Below are 24,864 nucleotides of genomic sequence, written 5' to 3' on the forward strand. Positions count from 1 at the left end.
CGCACACCGGCTTCAGACGACAAACGCCTGAAGCCGGGCCGGGTGTTCGGTTGCGGCACCATTACGCCCGGAGCGACAAATGCCCGCCCGCACCACGGGGGCCGGGGCAGGGCTGGGGGTCTGGAAGTTGGTCAACACAAGATATTGTGTCATGTGCGTTCCTGCACTTGCCGTGCCGCGGTGCGCTCTGGACGCTGCGGGGCCGTCTGGGCCAAGCGTTGCTGCGCTCTGTGCGGAGTTTCCAGGTATGTCGTTCCGGACGGTCGAACCCCAATATATGGGGTCTGCGGTTGCCGTGCGCTACAAGTTATAGATATCGTACAACGGTTGCAAGCCCGCTCCTGTGGATAACCCTGTGGGAAATGTGTGAGTGAGCGGTGGGTTGTCCTGACACATGGCGGTTGTTTCACAAACACAATATATTGTGTCGGCGCATACCCTGTGGTGTGTCGGCAAAATAGCCCGCAAAGTGGGCCGGCGGGGTGTCGTCCGGTAACACTGTTGCCGCCGCTGTAGTGGATGCGTATAACTTGCGTTACCTGGTCTTGCAGCACGCAACAGGCGACCCACTCAGGTCTCCGCTGCAGGCCGCTCGGATCCCGTCGGGGGATGTCTCAGTCAGGAACGATAACAACAGGAACAGCACGGAATGAGCTCAGTGCAGGATAACCCTCCCCGTATTTTGATCGTCGAAGACGACGAACGGTTGGCTACCCTGACGCGCGAATACCTTGAAAGCAACGGTATGGACGTGACAGTGGTGAACGATGGCGAAGAGGCGGTGCGGCGCATCCGTGCCGACCAGCCTGACCTGGTGGTGCTGGATCTGATGTTGCCGGGCGCCGATGGCCTGACGGTCTGTCGCGAGGTACGGCCGGCCTTCCGCAACCCGATCCTGATGCTCACCGCACGCACCGATGACATGGATCAGGTGTTGGGGCTGGAGATGGGCGCCGACGACTACGTCGCCAAGCCGGTCAAGCCGCGCGTGCTGCTGGCCCGTATCCGGGCGTTGCTGCGCCGGGTGGAAACCGAGCATGAGCGCGATCAGCCGCAAATGCGGCTGGAATTCGGCAATCTGGTGATCGACAACTCTGCCCGCGAAGTGGTGCTGGAAGGCAAATCGGTGGATCTCACCAGCGCGGAATACGATCTGCTGTGGCTGCTGGCCTCCAACGCCGGCAACGTGCTGTCGCGGGAAACCATCTTCGAGAAACTGCGCGGCATCCAGTACGACGGCCAGGATCGCTCCATCGATGTGCGGATTTCCCGCATCCGCCCGAAGGTGGGCGATGATCCTGACAATCCGCGCCGTATCAAGACAGTCCGCTCCAAGGGCTACCTGTTCGTCAAGGAGTTAGGGCCGCTCTGAGCCAGTATCGCCCGCCCATCGGCGTGGCCGGATACTGGCGCAGCCGCAGGCCAGACAGCGGGGGCCACCACGGGGTAGTGTCGTGAACAGCATTTTCTTGCGCATCTATGCCGGCATGATCCTGGCCATGCTGCTGGTCGGCGCTTTCGCCTACGGCATGGTGCAACTGGTCAACGACTATCGCTCCGATCTGTACCGGGAGCAGATGGCGCACGGCACTTTCTATCTGATGGCGCGAGGCTTGCAACGGCAGGCCGAGCCCGAAGCACAGGAAGCGCGCCGCGAGCTGCTGACGCGGCTGATGGGCGCCGAGATCGAGCTGCGCGACGAGCACACGCTGGAGTTGTCTTACCGCGAACGCATGGCGCTGGAAGAGGGCCGCGTGGTGATGCGTGTGGCCGATCCGCGCTCGTTTGCCGACATCATGTTCCAGCTTCCTGGCGAATCCCGCTATATCTATACCCGCATGGACAAGGTCTCCGAGCAGCAGGCGCGTGCCACCGCGTTGTTGCTGCTGGACGAGCTGGCCCAGTACCCGCTGGCGGAATGGGATGCCCAGTTCATGCACCTGCAAAAGCAGTTCGGCTATCCGATCGCCCGCCAGCCGCTGGCGGCGCTGCGGTTGGATACTGAACAGCGCCAGCGGCTGGCCCGCCGCGAAGTGGTGCTGGCGCTGGATGAGAGCCCGGCCCGCAACCGCTCCACCGTGATGGTCTATGCCCCCATCGGCAATACCGGCGATGCCCTGGTGCTCGGCCCGCTGGTGCTATTCGACTGGCTGCCGCTGGAGATGTCGGTGCTGGTCGGCGTGCTGGGCCTGCTGGCGATGGGCTTTGTCACCTATTTTCTGGTGCGGCCGCTGCAAGCGCGGCTGCGCAAGCTCGATAATGCCGTGCGCCAGCTCGGCAGCGGCGACCTGGATGCCCGCGCTGATGTGCGCGGCCAGGATGCCATCGGCCAGCTTGGCGCCACCTTCAACGGCATGACGGAACACATACGCCGGCTGATCGAATCCCAACGCGAGATGACCCGTGCCGTTTCCCATGAGCTGCGCACCCCGGTGGCGCGCCTGCGCTTCGGTCTGGAGATGCTGGCGGATTGCGATGATGGCGACGAACGCCGCGCCAAGCTCGATGCGCTGGATCGCGATATCGAGCAGCTGGATCGCCTGATCGACGAAATCCTGACCTTCGCCCGGCTGGAAGAAGGCACCCCCGCCATCGAGTTCAAACAAGTGGACATCCAGCAGCTATTCGAGCAAATATGCGCCGAAATAGCACCGATAAGCGGCGAACATCTGACATTGCGCGACGCCACCGAATGGCTGCGCCTGGGGCCGGTCCAGCGCAATGCCGACGGCGAGCAGCGCTACTTGCATCGCATTCTGCAAAATCTGGTCACCAACGCGCTGCGCTACGCCCGTAGCGAAATCGTGCTGCGTTACTATGTGCAGGGCGAGTTGGCGGTCATTGAAGTAGCCGACGACGGCCCCGGTATTCCGTTCAACGAGCGCGAGCGCGTGTTCAAGCCGTTCGCCCGCCTTGATAAAAGCCGGCACCGCGCCAGCGGGGGCTATGGCCTGGGTCTGTCGATCGTGCAGCGCATCGTCGAGTGGCACGGCGGCCGCATCGACGTCACCGACAGCGACAGCGGCGGCGCCCTGTTCCGCGTGAGTTGGCCGCGAGAGCAGCGCAGCGGCCAACATGTGCTGGGCAGCCGTGGGGCAGAAAACTGACTGCCCGCGCGGCATAGAGGCGCCGCGGGAGGCCGCAGCGCCGTGATGAAGAGACCAGCCCGGTCTCGATAATGACAACAAATCGCCGACCAGGCGGCTGGCAACGGGTTGCCAGAACAGGGAGTACACATGAACGGCTATTTGCTCGCCATCGACCAGGGCACCACCAGCTCACGCACCATCGTTTTCGATGCGGCCGGCACCATACTCGGCCAGGCGCAAAAGGAGTTTACCCAGCATTATCCCGCCGATGGCTGGGTGGAGCACGATGCCAGGGAAATCTGGAGCGATTGCCTGGCGCTGTGCCACAAGGCGCTGGAGAACGCCCGCATCGACGCCTCGCAACTGGCCGCCATCGGCATTACCAACCAGCGTGAAACCACCGTGCTGTGGGATCGCGCCACCGGCACACCGCTGGCTCCCGCCATCGTCTGGCAGGATCGCCGCACTGCGGCCCTGTGCCAGACCTTGCGCGAGCAAGGCCACGAGGCACTGGTACAAGCCCGCACCGGGCTGCTGCTTGATCCCTACTTTTCTGCCACCAAACTGACCTGGCTGCTGGACAATGTCGATGGCGCCCGCGAGCGCGCCGAACGTGGCGAGCTGGCCTTCGGCACCATCGACAGCTGGCTGCTCTGGCATCTCACCGGTGGGCGCGTGCACGCCACCGACGCCACCAACGCTTCGCGCACACTTCTTTTCAATATTCATCAGCAATGCTGGGATGAAGAACTGCTGCGGTTGTTCCGCATTCCCTCGGCGCTGCTCCCCGAGGTGCGCGACAGCGCTGCCGATTTCGGCCACACCGATGCCGGCCTGCTGGGCACCGCCGTGCCGGTGGCCGGCATCGCCGGCGATCAGCAGGCAGCGCTGGTCGGCCAGGCGTGCTTCCAGCCCGGCATGGTGAAAAGCACCTACGGCACCGGCTGCTTCATGGTGCTCAATACCGGCGACAAGGCCGTGCAATCGGAAAATCGCCTGCTGACCACAGTGGGATACCGGCTTGCCGGCCACACCACTTATGCGCTGGAAGGGTCGATATTTGTTGCCGGCGCCGCCATTCAGTGGCTGCGCGATGGCCTGCGGCTGATCAGCCACGCCAGCGAAACAGAGGCGCTGGCGCGCAGCGTCGGCAACAGCAAAGGGGTCTATATGGTGCCGGCTTTCACCGGGCTGGGCGCGCCCTGGTGGGATCCCCACGCACGCGGCGCACTGCTGGGGCTGACGCGCGACACCGGCATTGCCGAAGTGGTGACAGCGGGCCTGGAGGCGGTGTGTTACCAGACCCTGGATCTGCTGGAGGCCATGGTGGCTGACGGCGCCGCCCGGCCTACCGCGTTGCGCGTGGATGGCGGCATGGTCGTCAACAACTGGCTGGCGCAGAGCCTGGCCGACATTCTCGGCGTGCGCGTGGATCGCCCCGTGATTACTGAAACCACCGCGCTGGGTGCCGCCTATCTGGCCGGTTTGCAGGTAGGCGTGTACGACTCGCTGGAGAGCATCGCTGGCCGCTGGCGCTGTGATCGGGATTTCACACCGCGTCTGGCCGAGCCCGAACGGCGCCAACGCCATGCCGGCTGGCGGGAGGCGGTGGCCAGAGTGTGCAAACGTTGACGGAGGAGGTTGGCCGGCAGCGGATCGCCGTCTCGCTTCTGGACGAGCGGTAGCAGCCCGGCGATGAAGTATTGTGATATACATCACATAAGCTAATACTATTGCCCTAAGTGATATCATATTGCTAGTACGAAAATGGTACTTGAGTGGCCGGCCAGGCAAGGCGGCCAAGGGGCTCCCGACGCAGGAAGCGGGTCGGGGCGCCGGGCGGGAGGCGGGGCCTCCGAAGACAGGCGAGCACGAATGCAGGGATGGTTCTTCAACACCGGGTTACAAGATTCCGAGCAAGCACGCATCGTCCGGCGCGTATTGTTTGCGCTGGTGGCCGGCGGCCTGGCACATACACTGGTGTGCTGGATCGCTGCGCAGCTGGGGTTCTTTCGCGGCAGCAACGCCGTTTTTTTCGGCCTGTTTCTGGCCATCTGGAGCGGTCACGTTGCGCTGATCCTGTTTACCCTTGCTGGCCTGAACCGGCGCCTGCGCGATCCCGCCATGACCATGCCGGTCATCTGGTGGTCTACCACGGCCTTGCTGGTGTCCGCGTTTTACATCGATCAGGCCCGCCTGTGTGTGATGCTGCTGTTTTTTGCCATCTTGCAGACCGGTGTATTTCGCAGCCGGCGGCGCGATCTGGTGTTTGTGGGCATTTACTGTGTGCTGGTCTATCTTGCCATCCTGCTGCTGGTGTCGCGCTGGTACCCGGAGGCGGTGGACCGTCAGGCAGAGCTGATCCAGTGGGGCACCTTTGCCGTGATGACACTGGCTGTGGCGATGCTGGCCAGCGAGATCGGCACCATCCGCAACACCCTGGCGCGTCGCAACCGGGAGTTGGGCGAGATCGTCGAGCGCATCCAGCGGCTGGCCGTGCGCGATGAACTGACCGGCCTCTATAACCGGCGCTATGCCATGGAGCGGCTGGCGAAGATCCGTGAAATGGCCGGCCGGGGGGCCTTTGGCGTGGTGATCGCTTACGCCGATCTGGATCACTTCAAGCAGATCAACGACACCTATGGCCATGCACTCGGCGATGAGGTGCTGCGCCGCTTTGCCGAACGTGCCAGCGCGCTGCTCAGCGGCCGGGATTTTTGCGCCCGGTTCGGCGGCGAGGAATTCCTGCTGGTGCTGGCCAAAACCGACATGGAGCGCGCCCGCAGCGTGCTGGAGCAATTGCGCGGCGAACTGGCACAAGAGCAGTTCGAGCACGCCCCGGCGCTGCGCGTGACCGTGTCCCAGGGCCTGGCGGAATACATCGAGGGTGAGCCGCTGGAAGCCTGGCTGGCCCGTGCCGATGAAGCGCTTTATCGCGCCAAGGGGCAAGGCCGCAACCGTACCGTGGTAGCGCCACGCAGGCCTCTGGAAGGAGGGCCTGTCGGATGACACGAAGCATTGAGCAGAGCGGGGCAACGATGATGGGCGATCTGCAGCAGGCACCCGCGCTGGCGCTGGATGATCACCGCCTGGCGTTGGGACATGTCAGAACCGCGCTGCTGATCAGCATGCTGCACACGCTGGTTGCCATCGTCTATTTTCAGGGCGGTTACATGACCGGCGGCGCCCTGACGCTGGCTGTGCTGTTGGCTGGCGCCTGGGCCGGCAACCTGGTGCTTGCCATGCTGGTCTGGCGCCGGCGCACACTCGGCCGGCAGGATCCGACATTATCACTGCAATGGAACCTCTGGCTGACGGCCAGTGTGCTGACGACCGCGTATTTCATGAACGAGTTTCGCCTGAGCATGGCGATGCTGTTCTTTGCCGCCATGCTGCTGGCCTCCTTTCGCCAGGCACTGCCGGGCCTGTTGCTGGTCTCCGGTGCGGGGATGGCGGGTTACCTGCTGGTGCTGATACTGGTGTGGCAACAGCGCGGCCTGCAAATGAACCTGACGCTGGAAATGCTGCAATGGCTGTTGTTCTGCATCACCGCCGTGAGTTTCGTGATTACCGGCGTGGGCATCAATGCACTGCGCAGCAGCCTGACTGCCAAGAACAGGCAACTCAACGATGCGTTGGCTCAGGCACGGGAAATGGCGATCCGGGATGAGCTGACCGGGCTTTTCAACCGCCGCCACATCATGGAATTGCTGGCGCAGCAGCGGGCGCTGGCGGAATCCGGCGAGTACCGATTCACCGTCTGTTTTGTCGATCTGGATCATTTCAAGCGCATCAATGATCGGTTCGGGCACGGCTCCGGCGACAGGGTATTGCGGCGTTTCGCCCAGATTGCACATGAAACCCTGCGCGAAGCCGATTACATCGGCCGCCTCGGCGGCGAAGAGTTTGTGCTGGTGTTACCGCAAAGTGATGCCCAAGGCGCGGCGCAGGTGGCGGAGCGCTTGCGGGCAGCGCTGGCCGCCGAGGATTTCAGCCCGCTCGACCCGGCGCTGTCGGCCTCGGTATCCATCGGCATCGCCGAATATCGCCCCGGGGAAAACCTGAAAGACACCCTGGCCAGAGCCGATCATTGCCTTTACCTGGCAAAAAGCCGGGGCCGTGATCGCGTGGTGGCCGAGCCCGTGTCGCCTGAGGCAGCATTGACCCTGGCGCCTCAAATCTGAGTACCGCAGACCTGATCACGCCTGCCGCCGCTGTCGGGTAGCGGGTGCGGTGGTCACTCGCCGGCGTCTCGCTGCCCTTTAGCGGTCATGCCCAGGCGATTCGCCAGCCGCGCCAGATTGGCCCTGTCCATGCCCAGCGCACGCGCCGTGGCGGCCAGATTGCCGCCTTGCTGTTGCAGCGTGGCCTGAATCAGCTGCTTCTGAAATAGATCCACCGCCGTGCGTAGCGGCATCGGCGCCGCCGGGGCAGGGTGTGCCGGTGGCAGCCCGGCGGCGTGCGCCGGCAGCACGCCAGGGGTGGCAATATCCAGATCGGTGCTGCTCAGCGTGACGATCTCCGCCCGCGAACAGCGGCCCATCGCCCGCAGCACTGCGCGGGCAACCAGATGCTCAAGCTCACGCACATTGCCGGGCCAGGAATGCGCCAGCAGCGCCTGCTCGGCTGCCGCTGACAGGCGCAGCCCGCGCAGGCCCATGCGGCGGCGATTCTGCTCGATGAAGGTGCCGGCCAGTGTCAGCACATCGCGCTGGCGCTCGCGCAGGGGCGGTACCCGCAACGGAAACACACTCAGGCGGTGATACAGATCCGCACGAAAACGCCCGGCGCGAACTTCTTCTGCCAGATCACGGTTGGTGGCGGCAATCAGGCGAATGTCGGTGCGGTGTTCACGATCCGAGCCGATGCGCTGCAACTGGCCACCCTGTAGCACTCGCAGCAGTTTCGCCTGAATCGTCAGCGGCAGTTCACCGATCTCGTCCAGAAACAGTGTGCCGCCATCGGCCATGGCAAATTTGCCTGAGCGATCACTCACTGCCCCCGAGAACGCCCCGCGCACATGCCCGAACAGCTCGCTTTCTACCAGATTTTCCGGCAGCGCTGCGCAGTTCACGCTCACCAGCACTTTATCGGCACGCTGCGATTGCGCGTGCAACTGCCGCGCCACCAGCTCCTTGCCAACGCCGGTTTCGCCCATGATCAGCACCGTCAGATCACTGGCCGCGACCAGATCAATCGCCGCCATCATCTCGCGAAACGCCGTGCTGTATCCCAGCAGTCGCTGAGATGTCGGCGCCGCCGCCAGCCGGTAAGCATCGGCGCGGCGGCGCTCCTCCTCGATCGAGCGCGACAGCGCTTTCAGACGTGAGGAAGCCGCCACCGTGGCCGCCGCAAGGCTGGCGAAGGTATGCAGCAGTTGCAGATCGTCATCGGAAAACCGATCCGCCTGTAACGCATCCAGCGTCAGCACGCCCCAGGGCTGCTCGCCGATGCGCAGCGCACAACCCATGCAATCGTGCACCGCCAGTTGCCCGCTGCCGGCCTGCACCAGGCCATCATAAGGATCGGGCAGATCGCAATCCGCAGGAAAGCGAATGCCATGCGGCGCATCCAGAATGGCCCGCAGGCGCGGCTGGCCACTCACCAGAAAGCGGCGGCCCAGAGTGTCATCGCTCAGGCCCTGCACCGCCAGCGGCACCAGCGCCTCCTGATCCAGCCGCAGCAGCGCCACCGCATCGCAGGGCAGCAATTGGCGCAACGTATCCAGCAGCCGCTGGTAGCGCAATTCATCAGGAAGGTCGTGAGTGAGGTCGGTAATCAACGGCAACAGCGCCGCAAGCATGGTGGAGGATGGAGTCAAAAGGACATGCTCCAGGCATTAAAAAGAGTTAAAAGATAGTGTTATTTTAACCCTTTCGGGTCAATAAGTATCGGATATAACGGCTTTTTCCACTGGCACGCTTTGTGCTTCCCCCGGGCCGACTTTATCAACCCGGAAGGCAAACATGCTTACTGATTCACAGCGCGAGATCATCCAGTCCACCGTTCCGTTGCTGGAAAGCGGCGGTGAGGCGCTTACCACTCACTTTTACCGCATCATGCTGGCGGAATATCCGTCAGTACGGCCCCTGTTCAACCAGGCCCATCAGGCCAGCGGCGCCCAGCAGCGCGCATTGGCCAACGGCGTGCTGATGTACGCGCGCCATATCGACCGTCTGGAGGCGCTTGGGCCGCTGGTGTCGACCATCGTCAACAAACACGTCGCCCTGCAAGTGCAGCCGGAGCATTACCCGATTGTGGGCACCTGCCTGTTGCGCGCCATTCGCGAAGTGCTGGGCGAAGAGATCGCCACCGATGCGGTGATCGAAGCCTGGGGCGCGGCCTATCAGCAGCTGGCGGATATTCTGATCGGTGCCGAAGCCGGCACTTACGATGCGCTGGCCGAGGCGCCGGGCGGCTGGCGGGGCGCACGCCCCTTCCGCGTGGCGCGCAAGGTTGCCGAGAGCGAAGAAGTCACGTCGTTTTATCTGGAGCCCGAGGATGGCCAGCCGGTCGTCACGTTCCGGCCGGGGCAATACATCGGCCTGCAATTGCACATCAACGGGGAAGAGCTGCGCCGCAACTATTCTCTTTCGGCTGCGCCGAACGGCCGCAGTTACCGCATCAGCGTGAAGCGGGAGAAGCAGGGCGTGGCCTCCAGTTTCCTGCACGATCAGATCAAGCAGGGGGATACGTTGTCGCTGTTCCCGCCTGCGGGTGATTTCGTGCTGAGCGAGTGCGAAAAACCATTGGTATTGATCAGCGGCGGCGTCGGGATCACGCCCACGCTGGCGATGGCGGAAGCAGCGCTGGAGGAAAGCGCCCGGCCGGTGGTGTTCATTCATTATGCACGCAACCCGCAGGCACATGCGTTCGGTGCGCAGCTCGATAGCTGGGCTGATCGCTACCCCAACTTCCGTGCTCGCGTGGTGTACGAGCAGGGGGGTGAGGGTGCGGCGCGGCAACCGGATGCCATCGGGCGGCCGATGCTGGATCACCTGCGCGAGTGGTTGCCCGGCAGCAGCGATGTGCAGGCGTACTTTCTCGGCCCCAAACCGTTCATGGCGTTTATTCGCCGCGCACTGCGCGAGCTGGGTGTGCCGGATGACCAGGCGCGTTACGAGTTCTTCGGGCCGGCCGAAGCGCTGGACTGAAGCGCTGGAATGAGGCGCTGGAATGAGGCGCTGGAATGAGGCGCTGGAGTGAAGCGCTGGCCTGAAGCACTGGACTGCGTATTCGGGGTCCGGCGCAGGGTGGCGTACCGGCGCCGGGGGTGCGTCTGGCATAACAGGAGATCGAACAGGAAAACGTATCGAACAGGGAGATAGCAGGCAGGGAGATAGTCAGCCGGGAGTTGGCAAAATGTGCACAGGGAAGTGTAACCGACCCCGGTGCCTGGCACGGCGCCGGAGTGGCAGCACAGGGCGAAAATACAGCGTGTGGTTCAGGCGTCGCCGTTGAACAGCACCAGATGCTTGGCAGCAATATCCACCGTCAGCGGCTCGCCCACCGCCACATCCACATGGCTGCCGGTGAGGCAGCTGAGGCGCTCGCCCTGGGGCAGTTTCAACTGGTAAAGAATATTCGGGCCGGTGAACACGCGGTGCTCAACGACGGTTTTCACCGCGCCACTGCTGGCCGGTATCACATCTTCAGGCCGCAGCAGCACCTGCACCGCCGTACCGGGCGTACGCGCCAGCGGTTGGTGGCTGCGCAACTCGCCCACCGCCGTGTGCACACAATTGCCTTGCTGCACCACGCCGCGCAAAAAAGCGCCCGCGCCGGCAAACTCGGCAACAAAACGTGTCGAAGGTGCGTGGTAGATGGTGTAAGGATTATCCCACTGCAACAACTCGCCGCCACGCATGATGCCCACATGGCTGGCAATGGCGAAGGCTTCCTCCTGATCGTGCGTCACGATCACGGCGGTGGTGCCTTCGTGCAGCAAAATAGCGCGCAGCTCCTGATTCAATTGCCGCCGCAGATCCAGATCAAGGCTGGCGAACGGCTCATCCAGCAGCATCAGCGTTGGCCGGGGTGCCAGTGCCCGAGCCAGCGCGATACGCTGCTGCTGGCCGCCGGAAAGCTCGTGCGGAAAGCGCTCGCCCATTCCTTCCAGCCGCACCAGCTCCAGGCACTCTTCTACCCGGCGCGCACGCGCCTCGCGGCTCTGGCGGCGCAGCGCAAAGGCCACGTTATCGGCCACCGAAAGATGCGGAAACAGCGCGTGATCCTGAAATACCATGCCCAGGGCGCGCTTTTCCGGCGGCAGGGTAAAGCCGGCACGGGAGGCCACGGCGCCGCGAATCAGAATGCGGCCGGCGGTCAGTGGCTCAAGCCCGGCGATGGCGCGCAAGGTGGTGGTCTTGCCGCAACCGGACGGCCCCAGCAGGCAGGCAATCTGGCCGCTTTCCAGCGCAAAACTGACACCGCGCACAACGGGGTGGCCATCATACTGGCAGGCGATGGCATCAAGCTGGAGCGGGGCGGTGTCGGGCATGCAGAAAGCTCGTGGTGGCAAGTAACGCAGCGGCCGGGGCCGCTGCCTGTGCGCTCGCGATTGTATCAGAATATCAGGGCAAACGGCCGGGCGGAGGCCGGCCGGGGTGCTCAGGCGCCGTCGCCGACGAGCAGGAATTCCAGCAGCGCTTTTTGCGCGTGCAGCCGGTTTTCAGCTTCGTCCCAGACCACCGAACGCGGATCGTCCAGCATGTCATGGCTGATTTCCTCGCCGCGGTGGGCGGGCAGGCAATGCATGAACAGCGCCTGCGGATCGGCGCGATCCATCAATGCCGGGCTCACCTGAAAATCGCGGAAGGCCGCCACGCGTGCAGCCTGTTCTTCTTCCTGGCCCATGGACGCCCACACATCGGTGACCACCAGATGCGCGCCGGCCACTGCCTGGCGCGGATCGCGCTCGATGCGTACCCGATCACTGTGGCGGGCCAGCAATGCTGCGTCAGGATCAAAGCCTTCGGGGCAACTGAGCACCAGCTCGAAATCAAACTGCTGCGCCGCCTCGATATAGGAATTGCACATGTTGTTGCCGTCACCGACCCAGGCCACGCGCTTGCCCTGAATACTGCCGCGATGCTCCACATAGGTCTGGATATCGGCCAGCAACTGGCACGGATGAAACTCGTCCGTGAGCGCGTTGATCACGGGCACACTGGAGTGAGCGGCAAAGGTTTCCACCGTGGCATGGGCAAAGGTGCGGATCATTACCGCATCCACCATGCGCGACATCACCCTGGCAGAATCCTCGATCGGTTCGCCTCGGCCAAGTTGTGTATCACGTGGCGACAGAAAAATACTGGCGCCGCCAAACTGCGTCATCGCCACTTCAAAAGAAAGGCGGGTGCGCGTCGAGGCTTTTTCAAAAATCATGCCCAGCGATTTGCCCTGCAACACTTCATGGCGCTGGCCGTTGCGCAGCATGGTTTTCAATTCGATGGCACGCTGGATCAGGTAGCCCAGCTCATCACGGCTGAGATCACTGAGCGTCAGAAAATGCCGTACCGTCATGCTGCCTCCTGCCGCTTGGCAAAAGCACGAATGGCAGCGCCAACCCGGCTCGCCAGCGTATTGATTTCCTGCTCGCTGATCACCAGAGGCGGCAGCAACCGCACCACACTGCCTGCGGTCACGTTCAGCAGCACATTCTGTTCGCGGGCCAGCGCGACGATCTCGCCGCAGTCTCGATCCAGCTGGATACCGATCATCAGCCCCTGGCCACGCACCTCGGTCACCATCGGCACATCCGCCAGCGCCTCGCGCAGCAGCTGCTGCAACTGCTCGCCCTTGCGCTTCACGGTGGGCAGCACCTGCTCGGAAATGGTTTCCACCACCGTCAGCGCCGTGGCGCAGCCCAGCGGGTTGCCGCCATAGGTGCTGCCATGGCTGCCAGCGCTGAATATATCCGCAGCGCGGCCTGCGGCCAGGCAGGCGCCAATCGGAAAGCCGTTGCCCAGCCCCTTGGCGGTGGTCAGCACATCCGGGCGCACATTTGCGCCGGTGCAAAAAAAGTAATCGCCGGTGCGGCCGTTGCCGGTCTGCACCTCATCCAGCATCAGCAGCCACTCGTGCTCATCGCACAAGGCACGCAGGCCGGGCAGATAATCCGCAGCAGGCACGCGCACGCCACCTTCGCCCTGAATCGGCTCCACCAGCACCGCGACAATATTCTTGTGCTCGGCGGCCAGCGCTCGCAGCGCGGCCAGATCATTCCACGGCGCCCGCACGAAGCCCTGCACCAGCGGTTCGAAACCGGCCTGGGCGGCTTTGTTGGCGGTTGCCGTCAAGGTCGCCAGAGTGCGGCCATGGAAGGCGTTTTCCAGTACGATGATGGCCGGTGACTCGACGCCGCGCTTGTTGCCGTACAGCCGCGCCAGCTTGATCGCGGCCTCGTTGGCCTCGGCACCGGAGTTGCAGAAAAATGCCTTTTCCATGTTGCCGAGGCGGCACAATGCAGCGGCCAGCCGTTGCTGGGCTTCGATGTGGTAAAGGTTCGAGGTATGCACCAGAGTGCCGGCCTGTCGCGCCAGCGTGCGGGTGACCTCGGGATGACAATGGCCGAGGTTGCACACGCCGATGCCGGATATCGCATCCAGCCAGGCGTTGGCGTCGGTGTCGTACAGCCACACGCCTTCACCTCGGGTGAAGGTCAGCGGTTGCCGCGCATAGGTGGGCATCAGGTAATTGTCGCTCATCCTCGGGCCTTTCCTCTCCGGCCGTTTCGTGTCTGGGGTAATGGGGAAACCTGGGCGCTGACGGTCGCGCAGCACGCGACCCAGCAAGAACAAAAACGGCAGCCTGAGCTGCCGCGAGCGCTCGATAATAGCGGCCCTGCCGGAATGGTGCAATTATCCACAACCCGGCCAGCCCAGCGGTGATAGCGTGATCGGGCGTACACTCAAGGCGTGCGGGCCGCGTTGCCCGTCGATCATTTTCAGGAGCACAACATGGACGCTGTCCAGCTGAGTATCTTCGCCAATCGCCTGGCAGGCATCTGTGAAGAAATGGGCGCACTACTGCGCCGTTGCGCCTTCTCGCCGAACATCAAGGATCGGCTGGATTTCTCCTGTGCCATTTTCGATGGCGAGGGCGAGTTATGCGCCCAGGCGGCGCATATTCCGGTGCACCTGGGCAGCATGGCTTATGCCATGCGCGATCTGGTCAGTGGCCGCGACTGGCGCGAGGGCGCCTTGCTGGTGGTCAACGATCCTTACCTGGGTGGCACACACCTTCCCGACGTCACCGTGGTGGCGCCTGTCTTTGCCGGCGGCGCCGCGCCGCTGGCGTTCGTGGTCACACGCGCTCACCACGCCAACATCGGCGCCACAGCGCCGGGCTCGATGCCGATTTCCCGGCGCCTTGAAGAAGAGGGCGAGATCATCGCGCCGCAATGGCTGCGTTACGACGGCGCCTGGCAGCAGGCACTGGTGCAGCGGCTGGCCGGCAGCGATGCGGCGGATGCGCAGACCTCGCCGCGCTTTGGCGATTTTGTTGCCCAGGCCAGCGCTTGTGATGCCGGCGCAGCCTGGCTGGGGCAATTGATTGGCGAGCGCGGCGAAGCGTGGTTTCACGCCGGCGTCGCTGCATTGAACGCCTACGGCGAGCGGCTGGCCGGGCAGATGATCGCCGCCATGCCGGATGGCGTGTATCGGTTTACCGATTATCTGGATGACGATGGCCAGGGCACGCTGGATATTGCCGTGAGCGTCACACTGACGATCCAGGGCGAGCGCGCCGAGGTGGATTTTACCGGCACCTCGCCGCAGGTGCCGGGCAATATCAACTGCCCGCTGTCGGTGGCGGCCGCCGCCGTTTACTACTGCTTTCGCTGCCTGTTGCCCGGCACCGTGCCGGCTTGTGCCGGGTTGTTCCGTCCGATCAGCTTGCAGGCGCCAGCCGGCTCGCTGGTGAACGCCCGGCGCCCGGCCGCAGTGGCCGCCGGCAACGTGGAAACCAGCTCGCGGATTGTCGATGCGATGCTCGGCGCGCTTGCCCAGGCCATGCCCGATCGGATCCCCGCAGCCAGCCAGGGCAGCATGAACAACCTCGCCATGGGCGCCCACGCCACACCCGGCAGCCCCGGTTGGGATTATTACGAAACCATGGGCGGCGGCATGGGCGCAGCGCCGGGCCGCGATGGCCTCAGCGGCGTGCAGACACACATGACCAATACCCTCAATACACCGATCGAGAGCCTGGAGCGGCATTATCCCCTGCGGGTGTGGCGCTATGCGCTGCGCCGCGCCAGCGGCGGCAGCGGCCAGTTCAAGGGCGGTGACGGGCTGGAGCGCGAGCTTGAGTTTCTGGCGCCAGCGCAGGTGACATTACTGACCGAGCGCCGCCGCCACGCACCCTGGGGGCTGGCCGGTGGCGCCAGCGGCAAACCGGGCGAGAATCGCCTCAATGGCGCGCCGGTGCCCGGCAAGACCACCTTCCAGGCCCGGCCCGGTGATCGTCTGACGGTGGCGTCAGCAGGGGGTGGTGGCTACGGCTAATTCGCCGCTATAGCGGCGCCCTGCGCACGCACGCGGGGGCGCTAGTTGCCAGCGGCAGCACGACCAAAGACAATATGGCCAACACACCGACGGGATTTACGGATGACGCCCGGCGCTCTTTCACGCGACTTTTCAGGGTAAAGAATTTATGGACGACATCATGCAAGTCATCCGCGAGCAGATCGAGAGCAACGCGGTGATCCTGTACATGAAAGGTACACCACAGTTTCCGCAGTGCGGTTTTTCTGCCCGCGCCATCGAAGTCATGACCGCGATCGGCAAGCCGTTTGCCTATGTGAATATTCTGGAGGCGCCGGAAATCCGCGCCAACCTGCCCAAATACGGCAACTGGCCGACCTTCCCGCAGCTGTGGGTAAAAGGCGAGCTGGTCGGTGGCAGCGATATCCTGCTGGAAATGCACCGCACCGGTGAGCTGGCGACATTGGTAGAGCAGGCAGCCGCCTGAGCAGATGCACTTGCTGTGCGGTGGCTGGGGCCGCCGCCAGCAGGGCGCAGGCCCATTTCATATAACAGCACGACCCACGCACACTTCTTGGTGGTACCCACGTCATGGCCGTTCTGGTAGGCAAACCTGCTCCTGATTTTACCGTGCCGGCGGTACTGGCCGATGGCCGTATCGACGAGGCATTCAATCTGGCCGAGACGCTGGCCGGCAAATACGGCCTGCTGTTTTTCTACCCGCTGGATTTCACCTTTGTCTGCCCTTCGGAGCTGATCGCGCTGGAGCATCGCATCGATGCCTTTCGAGAGCGCGATGTGGAAGTGATCGGCATCTCCATCGACAGCCATTTCAGCCATAACGCCTGGCGCCGCACGCCGGTAGAGCAGGGCGGCATCGGCCCCGTGCGCTTCACCCTGGCAGCAGATATCACCCGCGAAATCACCCGCGCCTACGATGTGCAGGCCGAAGGCGGCATGGCGTTGCGCGCTGCTTTCATTATTGATCGCGACGGCGTGGTGCGTAGTCAGCTGATCAACGATCTGCCGGTGGGGCGCAATATCGACGAACTCTTGCGGTTGGTGGATGCACTTCAGTTTCACGAGCGGCGTGGCGAGGTTTGCCCTGCCGGCTGGCAACAGGGTGAGGCCGGCATGACGCCCTCGCCACAGGGCGCGGTGGATTATCTGAAGAAGAATGCGGGCAAGCTCTGAGGAGCCGCGCTCGACATTATGTCTGTTGGCTTCGTCGCTCTGCTGAAACAGCTATATTGAGAGAGTGCAATCAGCCGAGGCCGCGTTCGACAACTTCTGGGCCCGGATCAGTACTCTGGAAGAGACGGTTACCTTCATTGCCTTCCTTGTTAATCTGGAGTGTGCCGCCTCTTGCCGCCAGCGCAGGAGGCGTAATACCGGCAATGCCAGCAAAAGGAATTGACCATGGATGAGCACTTGCAAGCCCTGCAACACAGCCTCGAGGCTGCCGCACAGCGGGCCGATGCCGAAGGTATCGAGTTCTGGTTCGCTCGCGATTTGTAGGCGCCTCTGGGATACGCCCGCTGGGAGAACTTTCAGACTGCCATCAAGAGGGCGGTGACGTCTTGCGAGGCCAGTGGTCATGCGGCTTCCGACCATTTTCGTGGCGTCACGAAAATGGTCGAGCTCGGTAGCGGCTCCAAGCGCGAAGTTGATGATTTTATGCTCACCCGCTACGCCTGTTATCTGATCGCTCAGAACGGCGATCCGCGCAAACCTCAATGTTGAGCAGGCTGATCTTCAGGGCGAGCAGGCCATCACGAGCGAGCATGTACAGAACAACCGGAGTGTGCGTGACATGCTGGGGAAAAGGGGAATTCAGCCCGAACGTCTAGCTGCCGAGGAATATCTGAAAAAGCTTGAGCGTCGCGTTAAAGCGGAAGAAAGAAAACTGGCCAAAGGTGCGAAGGCGCTGCCTCGACAGCCCAAGTGACGATAGCTCCGGGAAAATGAACGCCATAGGCGCCGCCGCCCCGAGTCAGCTCCGGGGCGACGGGTGGGCTGTCAGCTCTGCGCCAATGGCGGAATGCGCGGTTTGATCCACGCCAGCATGGCCGGCAGCAGCGTCAGGTTCGATAGCAGCGCGACCAGCATGGCAAGGCTTGCCAGCAAGCCGAAATAGACAGTCGGGTTGAAATTCGAGATCGCCAGTATGGAGAAGCCGGCGATAATAACGATCGATGTGTAATACATGGCCGTGCCGATGGAGCCGTGGCAGCGGCGCATGGTGGCGATATAATCCTGATCCTCGGGGAATTCCTCACGGAAACGATGGATATAATGGATCGAATCATCCACCGCGATACCGATAGTGATGGCGGCAATAGTGATCGTCATCAGATCCAGCGGCAGCCCCATCCAGCCCATCAGGCCCAGCACCAGGCCGGCACTGAACAGGTTCGGCAGCATGGCGATAACGGCCAAGGAAAACGAGCGGAACAGTAATAAAAACATCAGCATGATCGCCAGAAATACGAAGCCCAGTGTGTTCGCCTGTGACTTGAACAGGCTTTGCAGCATGTTGTTGTAAAGCACCATGGCGCCAGTGAGCTGAATCTGTTCCGGCGCGAGATCAAACCGGGTGGTGAGATCCGTGGTGATCTTTTCCAGCAGCGCGTTACGCTCCAGATTACGGTCGGAATCAATCACGCGCACGCTGATGCGCACCTGATTGCCATCCTCCGACAAAAACGGGCTGACAAGTTGCGCACGCAATTCAGGCGGCACAAAACTGGCCAGCAGCATCAGCTCCACATAGCTCAGCGGGCCGTCATTGAGAATCGTCGCAATCTCGTAAGTGGAGGCGATGGATAACACCTTGCCTGTTTCGGGCAGCGATTCGAGGTAATGCTGAATCTCCAGCAACAGTGCCAGCCGCTCCGGGGTAAACCAGTAGCTGTTTTCCAGCGGATCAGGCGCGCCGCCTTCCGCAAACGGATCAGCAAACGGATCAGCAAACGGATCGTCAGAAAAGCCGTCAGAAAAGTCATCAGAAGAGCCGTCGAGCGCGTCAGCGGCAGGGTCAGGCACACTGTCCCAATCGGCAAAGCCGTCATCTTCTATGACGCCACGGGGGCTGCTTTTCGGGGCGTTGATAATAATATCCAGCGGAGTGGTGCCGCCGAGATTACGGTCGATTTCCAGCATGCCCTGAAAGATTTCGGTGTCTTCCTGAAAGTAATCGATAAAGCGGTTTTCCACCGTCAGCCGCGTTACTCCATACAGGGCCACCAGCGTCAGCAATACGCTGCCGATAATCAGCGGCTTGCCAAACCGCGCCGTAAAGGTGGCAATGGCGAGCGTGCTGCGGCGGGTGAAATCACGCAGCTTTTGCGGTTTGCCGGCCGGTAAAGGGCTGAGCAGGGCAGGATACAGGGTGAAGCACAGCAACATGGCCACACCGATACCGATGGTCATCATCCAGCCAAAATCGATCACCGGGCGAATGCCGCTGAACACCAGCGAGGCAAACGCCACCATGGTGGTAATGGTGGTGTAGAACACCGGGCGGCCCATGAACGAAACAGTCTGATGCACCAGCTCGGCCGAGGTGGCATCGGGCTGGCGCGCATGGGCTTCGCGATAACGCACCGTCAGGTGAATGGCGATCGACATGGTGATGATGAGCAGCAGCGACACGAAGTTCGAGCTGATCACGGTGACTTTCCAGTCCACCAGCGCCAGCCAGCCGAGCATCCAGATCACGGTAATGCTGCAACACAGCATCGGCACCAGCACCCAGCGCAGGCGGCGGAACAGAATGATCAGCGTCAGAATCAGAAACAGCGTCACGCCGATGCCGAAGATGCTCAGATCATTGCGCACAAAATCGATCACATCGGAGGCGATCATCGGCGCCCCGCCGAGGAACAGCCGGGCATCGTCGCGGTAGCCATCCATGATGTTGCGAATGGCCGCTATTTCATCCGCCAGCCGGCCCTGTTGCGCGGTGCTGTAGTCACTGAATTCCCGCGTCACCTCTTCCAGGCGCTGCGCTTCTGCTGCCGTCAGCCCGTCGGTGCGGCGTTTCTCACGCAAGTCGGCGCGTTCATTGAGCAGGCGATAATATTCTTCATCACGCTTGAAGTTGATCAGCAGCGCGGTGATCTTGCCTTCCCGGTTCACCAGCAGATCACGGTAAACGGGGTTGGCGCCGGTAAACTCCTTTTTGGCCAGCGCCAGATCGACCTCGTCATCGGCCACCGTGCGGTAACCACTGGCGAGATCGCGGAATTCCACTTGCGGGCTGAGCAGCAGCGGCACATCCAGCATGCTGTAAACCGATTCCACCCGCTCAAGCGCTGCCAGCTCGTCGTGCAGTTGCGCCAGCCGGTCAATGACCGGGCGGCTGAACAGCGGCTGTTCCGGCTCATAAGTGATCACCAGAAATTCACTGCCGCCGTAGCGCTTGGCCATCTCACGGTAGAACGCCAGCGATTCGTCGTTCTCCAGCACCAGTGACTCGGCCGACGCATCCAGACGGAAATCCCGCGCCTGAATGGCGGCCAGAACAGTGATCAAAGTAATCAGAATGAGCCATAAGCGCGGATGGTCAAGCACCACACGCTGGTAAAGGGAGAAGAAAAATCGGGTCACAGGGCGTCCTTTTTAGCGGTGAGCCGGGGTCAGAACATAGCCGCGAGTTCGCGGGCGAAACGCTCGTTGAACTGCCGCAGGCGGCGAGTCACAGGCCAGGCCAGCAGGCTGATGACGCCTTCCGACCACTCTTCATGATGGATGCGGCAGCTGCCATCTTCGGCGGGCGTGAAGGTGAAGCGATGCAGCATGCGCGCCATGGGCAGATTCACGCCCCAGGTGATGCGGTAATCCTGTTCGTATTCCAGGATCGGCACGATCAGTGGTGCAGGCGGCAAGCCGGGCAGCCGTGGCGCAAACATCAGCAGCGCACCGCGCCGCCAGTTGCCATTGAGCAGCCGTGCGTGCGCAATCACACTTGACCATTCAGCCCAGGCTGGCACATTGCAGAAAAAGCGAAAAGCCTGTGCCGGTGGCACGGCCGCCTCGGTGACCATGTCAGCGTAGTAACGTCGTAGCATAGAACGTCTCGTGCAGTGAGTTTATGGCTCGGCGGGCGTTCGCTCAGAAGAACATCATGAGAGAGGCCAACAGGGAAGCCGGGCGCAATTGGTGAACAAGATTACCGAACCCGCTTCAGCACGGCCAGCAAACTGGCGCCAGGCGGGCATCGTGGGCGAGCTATTGGCTCGCACGGATGCGCTGGTTGACCGGTTCCGCCGTGTGGCATAGCGTCAACGGCATCACGTGCACCGGGAGGGCAGTATGTCGAACAGCCTGATACCGGCGTCTATCTTGCCGGGTTTGCTGGAGCTGGCCATGAAAAGCCGGCTCAATATCCAGGCTATGTTCCAGCGTATCGGCATTGATCCGGACGCCGTCGGCCGGCGCGATCAGTTCATCACGCTGGCGCAGCTGGATGCGTTGCTGACAGCAGCCTTCATCAGCGCCGACGACGATGCCTTCTTCGGTTTGCGTGTCGGCAGCGAAACCCATTACGGCGCCATGGATCTGCTCGGCAACCTGATGGCGTCCTCCAGCAATCTTGATGCGGCCCTGCAATCGCTGCTGCGCTACAAGAATCTGATGGTGCCGTATATGGAGTTGTCGTTGCAGCGTAGCCAGGGCAGTGTCCGGCTGGCGGCCAGCTCCGATCCCTCGCTGCGGTTCACCAGCCTGCGCGCCCACAACGAGGCCGTGGTGGCCACCATGGTATCCATCGGCCGTTCATTGACCAGCCAGCAGCTCGGCCTTGAGGCAGTGGAGATGCGGCACGCAGCACCGGCCGACACCCGGCCGTATGATGCCTATTTTCAGGTGCCGCAGTATTTCGAGCAGCCACACAATGCCATCGTGTTTGCCGAGGAAACTCTGGTGCGGCCTTTCTCCGGCGCTTATCCGCTCTACAATGAACGCCTGCGCCGGCAAGCGGATCGGTTGCTGGCTGGCTTGAGCCGCGCCCAGGGCACGGCCGAACAAGTACAGCAAGTGCTGCGTCAGCGTCTTGGTCAGGGAGATGTCGCCATTGTCGATGTCGCGCAGGCGCTCAACCTCAGCGTGCGCACGCTGCAACGTCGTCTGCGGCAGGATCAAACCAGTTTTGCCGAGCTGCGGGACAAAGTGCGGCATGGCTACGCTCGCGCCGCCTTGCGAGCAGAAATATGCGATATGGAGCAACTGGCCGCGGAACTGGGTTTCTCGGACATCGCGAACTTTTATCACGCCTTCAAACGCTGGGAAGGCTGTGCACCGGGCGAGTACCGGCGTCGGCAGCGCTGACAAATACGGCAGCCGCTCCGGCTCGCCACCGCATTTTCGAGAGAGGGCAGCGATGGGCGACAGGGAACCAGTCGACCGGCAAGGCGCCTTGTATGTGCACGGCGGCCACGCACTGATGGTGGGATGTGCGGTCGACAATCCGCCGCACTCCCATTACAACGCCTCAGTGCTGTTGGCCAGCGGCGCGCCTTTTTTATTTCGTCACGGCGATGGCGCCTGGCAAGAAAGCAGCGGCCTGTGCGTCGCACCGTGCGTGGAGCAACAACTACGGACCCGCGATGCCGGTGTGCTGATCATGCAGGTCGATCCGGACGGCCGAGCGTTTCAGCATTTTGGTGGCCGCTTTGTGGCGAGTCCAGTGATCGAGCTGAGCGCAGCCGAGCGCGCCGAGATACTTGCCGGCCTTCCTGCGGGCCCGTGGCAGGGGCGCGCAGCCGCGGCTTTTTTCTGTCACGCCGTAACCGTGCTGGGGCGTAATGCACCGCACCCCGGAGCGCGGGATCCAAGGGTGGTGAGCGTGTGCAGGATGCTTGCCGAGCAACTGGAACAGCCGCCCTCCCTGGCGGTACTGGCCGAGGCAGTGTCATTGTCCGTGTCGCGCTTGCAGCATCTGGTCAAGGCAGAGCTGGGCTTGCCTCTCGGGCACTATTTGTTGTGGCTGCGTGTCAGAGACACCGTGCGGCGAGCACAATACGGCAGCTCACTGACGGAGGCTGCTCTGGCTGCCGGTTTTGCAGACTCCGCCCATTTCAGCCGTACCTTTCGACGTATGTTCGGCTTGCCGCCGTCGTCTGTGCTGAAGCAGCACAACCAGGTGCGAGTGGAAATTCTCTCGAGCGCCAGCGCTGGCGGCTGCAACGAGCCGGGCTGAAAGAGCCCGCGGCATCAAGGCTGCGGCGCACACAGGCGCACCGAGAAGCGTCAGGGCAGGGTGGCAAGGGCGGCGCCTCGGGTGCCCGAAGGCGCCGGAAATGATATCAAAATGCCATCTCTGGCTGTGCCCGACAGCCCCTCGAAGCTACCTTCCGACGACCGGTCAGGAAATTTTTTCTCTTTATTTGAACTTAATCGTCAGCAACGCGGTCATAACTTGCAGTAGCGAACGTGGCCTCTCCTCCACACGCTACGCCAGCTTTAGCTGATTCTGTGATTGGGTTTGTTTAGTGAAAGTCTCCTTAACGTAATAACTTTGAAGCGCCGGTTTCCGGCGCTTTTTTTTGCGACGGTATCAGAGCAGGTGGCAATCGCTCGCACCGGCGCCGGGGCTGTTCACCGCCCAGATGGCGGCCGGGGAGGAGCGGAAGAGCTGCGCTCCTGGTTTTCAGGGTAGAGCGGCACAGCGCAGCGGCGGCCTGGAGGCAGGCGCAACGAACGCGATCAGTAAACATCTCGCCGGTAACGACCGGCTTTGATCAGCACGTCCACCGCGTCATCACCAAGCAGCGAGCGAAGCGTGCCATCTACGCTGCGGCCGACGCCGGCAAGGCGGCCGCACACATAGATGGCAGCGCCGCGTGCCAGCCACTGCTGCAACCGGGTGTGTTCTGCCGCAAGGCGTTCATGCACATGAATATGTGCCGCGCCAGCGCGAGAAAATACACGATCCCATCGCCGCAGATGGCCGCGCTCGTGCCAGGCAGCCAGCTCTTCGTGAAACAGGCTGTCGTGCCCGGCGCTGCGTTCGCCAAATAATAACCAGTTTTCGTGCTGGCCCTGTTGTGCGCGCTCTTGCAGATGAGCGCGCAGCCCGGCCAGGCCGGTGCCCGCACCAATCAGAATCATCGGGCCGTTGAGGCCGTGAAAAGCAGGGTTTCGGCGGATGCGCACCGGCGTAAGGTCGCCGGCCGCAGCAGCGTGAGTGAGCCAGCCGGAACCGAGACCCAGGCGGCCATCATCCAGCGGTACTTGCCGCACCAGCAGTTCCAGCATGCAGCATGGTGCATTTGCGTCTGAGCCTGTGGCTGCATTGGCGCGGGTGCTTTGTGCCGCAATGGCCGCAATCGAATAGGCGCGTACCTCGTTGTGCGCCGGCCCGGGCTGTATCTCCAGAATATCGCCTGCCTGCCAGGTCAAAGCCACGTCGGCACGCAACAGCACATGAAACACGGGCGCGCCGGGGCTGCCGATATTGAGACACCGCCGGCTCACCAGCCGCGCTGCCCGCCAAGGCGTCGTGCTCAGGGTAATCTCTGCGGCTGTCTCTTCTGTGCCCTCTTCGTCGCTAACTCCATCGCTCTCGGCAGCTCTGTCTCCGGCGCTTTCTGCCGCGCTCCGTGCGACACCCAGGTGGCGCAGCTGTTGCTGCCAGGCTCCCAGACTTTGTGCGTCACAACGGTCTGCCGTGAGCAAGGGAAACAACGGGCGCGCACGGCACCGTTGCAGCCAGTCATCAAGCTGGCGGCCGAAGGCACAGAAAGCATCGTAATGCCGATCACCCAGCGCCAGCACTGCGTAGCGCAGGTGGGCCAGATCCGGTGTTTGCGGCATCACTTGCCGGGCAAACACGGCGGCATTGTCCGGCGCATCACCCTCGCCGTAAGTGCTGGCAATGGCCAACACCTGCGCAACGCTCGCCAGCCGCTGCGAGCTTACCTGATTGAACGGTACCACCTCTGCGTCTGTGCCGGCGGCGCTCAGGTGCTCGGCGGTCTGCCAGGCCAGTTGTTCGGCGGTGCCGCTCTGGCTTGCGTAAGCGATCAGCATGCCCGGTGTCTGAAAGCTGTTCTTTCGTCGCTGCAAGGCCCTCTTTCGAGCGCCCGGCTGGTACCAGAGCCAATATCCGCAAGCGAGTAAATACAGCAGCAGGGTGGCCGGCGCAGCTATCGCGGGCTGGCGCAAAAAAGCACCCGTGGTGGAGTCGCCCAGCGCCAGCGCTGCAAAGGATACAGCGATGATAGCCCACCACAGCAGTGGGCTTTTCATGATGTCATGGACGCCTTTTGTGGCAATGTTGCTTC

At 62.6% G+C, this 24,864-nt stretch carries 20 protein-coding genes; 12 read left to right on the forward strand and 8 right to left on the reverse strand.

Going from position 1 to position 24,864, the window contains the following annotated elements:
* Window positions 1–12: 12 nt before the first annotated feature.
* Entirely contained in the window at window positions 13–153 is a 141-nt protein-coding gene (locus MU846_RS11190) for a hypothetical protein (RefSeq protein ID WP_246952743.1), read from the reverse strand.
* A 496-nt stretch (window positions 154–649) separates the two neighbouring features.
* On the opposite strand from MU846_RS11190, the gene MU846_RS11195 reads away from it, so the two are divergent.
* From MU846_RS11195 to MU846_RS11215, 5 genes are all read left to right on the forward strand, one after another.
* Complete coding sequence (locus MU846_RS11195; RefSeq protein ID WP_246952745.1) at window positions 650–1,372, forward strand: response regulator; 723 nt, start codon at window positions 650–652, stop codon at window positions 1,370–1,372.
* Between the two features lie 82 nt (window positions 1,373–1,454).
* Window positions 1,455–3,107 carry an ATP-binding protein gene (locus MU846_RS11200; protein WP_246952747.1) on the forward strand — a complete coding sequence of 551 codons (1,653 nt, stop codon included), beginning with the start codon at window positions 1,455–1,457 and terminating at the stop codon, window positions 3,105–3,107.
* Window positions 3,108–3,236: 129 nt separating this feature from the next.
* Window positions 3,237–4,721: a glycerol kinase GlpK gene (glpK, locus tag MU846_RS11205; protein ID WP_246952749.1), complete on the forward strand. Its 1,485-nt coding sequence runs from the start codon at window positions 3,237–3,239 to the stop codon at window positions 4,719–4,721.
* Window positions 4,722–4,964: 243 nt separating this feature from the next.
* Complete coding sequence (locus MU846_RS11210; protein ID WP_246952751.1) at window positions 4,965–6,098, forward strand: GGDEF domain-containing protein; 1,134 nt, start codon at window positions 4,965–4,967, stop codon at window positions 6,096–6,098.
* On the forward strand, window positions 6,095–7,273 hold the full coding sequence (locus tag MU846_RS11215; protein WP_246952754.1) for a GGDEF domain-containing protein: 1,179 nt from the start codon (window positions 6,095–6,097) through the stop codon (window positions 7,271–7,273). The genes MU846_RS11210 and MU846_RS11215 overlap by 4 nt, the downstream gene beginning before the upstream one ends.
* 53 nt (window positions 7,274–7,326) lie before the next feature.
* Here the strand turns inward: MU846_RS11215 and norR are convergent, their stop codons facing one another.
* Complete coding sequence (gene norR / locus MU846_RS11220) at window positions 7,327–8,910, reverse strand: nitric oxide reductase transcriptional regulator NorR (RefSeq protein ID WP_246952756.1); 1,584 nt, start codon at window positions 8,908–8,910, stop codon at window positions 7,327–7,329.
* Between the two features lie 145 nt (window positions 8,911–9,055).
* Here norR and hmpA point away from each other — a divergent pair, with 145 nt between their 5' ends.
* Entirely contained in the window at window positions 9,056–10,243 is a 1,188-nt protein-coding gene (gene hmpA / locus MU846_RS11225) for an NO-inducible flavohemoprotein (protein WP_246952758.1), read from the forward strand.
* Between the two features lie 290 nt (window positions 10,244–10,533).
* Here the strand turns inward: hmpA and MU846_RS11230 are convergent, their stop codons facing one another.
* The 3 genes from MU846_RS11230 to MU846_RS11240 form a co-directional block, all read right to left on the reverse strand.
* Window positions 10,534–11,589 (reverse strand): ABC transporter ATP-binding protein, encoded by a 1,056-nt coding sequence (locus tag MU846_RS11230; RefSeq protein ID WP_246952760.1) that lies wholly within the window; start codon window positions 11,587–11,589, stop codon window positions 10,534–10,536.
* Between the two features lie 110 nt (window positions 11,590–11,699).
* A complete protein-coding gene (gene argF, locus MU846_RS11235; protein WP_246952762.1) occupies window positions 11,700–12,614 on the reverse strand; it encodes an ornithine carbamoyltransferase in 915 nt (304 codons plus the stop codon).
* Window positions 12,611–13,798, reverse strand: a complete 1,188-nt coding sequence (locus tag MU846_RS11240) for an aspartate aminotransferase family protein (RefSeq protein WP_246952764.1) — start codon at window positions 13,796–13,798, stop codon at window positions 12,611–12,613. The genes argF and MU846_RS11240 overlap by 4 nt, the downstream gene beginning before the upstream one ends.
* Before the next feature lie 252 nt (window positions 13,799–14,050).
* Here MU846_RS11240 and MU846_RS11245 point away from each other — a divergent pair, with 252 nt between their 5' ends.
* The 4 genes from MU846_RS11245 (at window position 14,051) to MU846_RS11260 (ending at window position 17,525) form a co-directional block, all read left to right on the forward strand.
* Window positions 14,051–15,598: a hydantoinase B/oxoprolinase family protein gene (locus MU846_RS11245; RefSeq protein ID WP_246952766.1), complete on the forward strand. Its 1,548-nt coding sequence runs from the start codon at window positions 14,051–14,053 to the stop codon at window positions 15,596–15,598.
* A 148-nt stretch (window positions 15,599–15,746) separates the two neighbouring features.
* The gene (grxD, locus tag MU846_RS11250; protein WP_246952768.1) at window positions 15,747–16,064 is read left to right on the forward strand and encodes a Grx4 family monothiol glutaredoxin; all 318 of its coding nucleotides are present in this window, start codon (window positions 15,747–15,749) and stop codon (window positions 16,062–16,064) included.
* A gap of 104 nt (window positions 16,065–16,168) precedes the next feature.
* On the forward strand, window positions 16,169–16,771 hold the full coding sequence (locus MU846_RS11255) for a peroxiredoxin (RefSeq protein WP_246952770.1): 603 nt from the start codon (window positions 16,169–16,171) through the stop codon (window positions 16,769–16,771).
* 610 nt (window positions 16,772–17,381) lie between these two features.
* Window positions 17,382–17,525 carry a hypothetical protein gene (locus MU846_RS11260; RefSeq protein ID WP_246952772.1) on the forward strand — a complete coding sequence of 48 codons (144 nt, stop codon included), beginning with the start codon at window positions 17,382–17,384 and terminating at the stop codon, window positions 17,523–17,525.
* 71 nt (window positions 17,526–17,596) lie between these two features.
* Here the strand turns inward: MU846_RS11260 and MU846_RS11265 are convergent, their stop codons facing one another.
* Window positions 17,597–20,188, reverse strand: coding sequence for an efflux RND transporter permease subunit (locus MU846_RS11265; protein ID WP_246952774.1), 2,592 nt, complete (start codon window positions 20,186–20,188; stop codon window positions 17,597–17,599).
* 29 nt (window positions 20,189–20,217) lie between these two features.
* Window positions 20,218–20,649, reverse strand: a complete 432-nt coding sequence (locus MU846_RS11270; RefSeq protein ID WP_246952776.1) for an SRPBCC family protein — start codon at window positions 20,647–20,649, stop codon at window positions 20,218–20,220.
* 244 nt (window positions 20,650–20,893) lie between these two features.
* Between MU846_RS11270 and MU846_RS11275 the strand changes: the two genes are divergently transcribed.
* Together MU846_RS11275 and MU846_RS11280 are read left to right on the forward strand one after the other, a co-directional pair.
* Complete coding sequence (locus MU846_RS11275) at window positions 20,894–21,907, forward strand: AraC family transcriptional regulator (RefSeq protein WP_246952777.1); 1,014 nt, start codon at window positions 20,894–20,896, stop codon at window positions 21,905–21,907.
* Between the two features lie 52 nt (window positions 21,908–21,959).
* Window positions 21,960–22,778, forward strand: a complete 819-nt coding sequence (locus MU846_RS11280) for a helix-turn-helix domain-containing protein (RefSeq protein ID WP_246952779.1) — start codon at window positions 21,960–21,962, stop codon at window positions 22,776–22,778.
* A 506-nt stretch (window positions 22,779–23,284) separates the two neighbouring features.
* Here MU846_RS11280 and MU846_RS11285 read toward each other — a convergent pair.
* Window positions 23,285–24,829: a sulfite reductase subunit alpha gene (locus MU846_RS11285; protein ID WP_246952782.1), complete on the reverse strand. Its 1,545-nt coding sequence runs from the start codon at window positions 24,827–24,829 to the stop codon at window positions 23,285–23,287.
* Window positions 24,830–24,864 lie beyond the last annotated feature (35 nt).

This window comes from Alcanivorax quisquiliarum, from assembly GCF_023051175.1.
Lineage (GTDB): Bacteria > Pseudomonadota > Gammaproteobacteria > Pseudomonadales > Alcanivoracaceae > Isoalcanivorax > Isoalcanivorax quisquiliarum.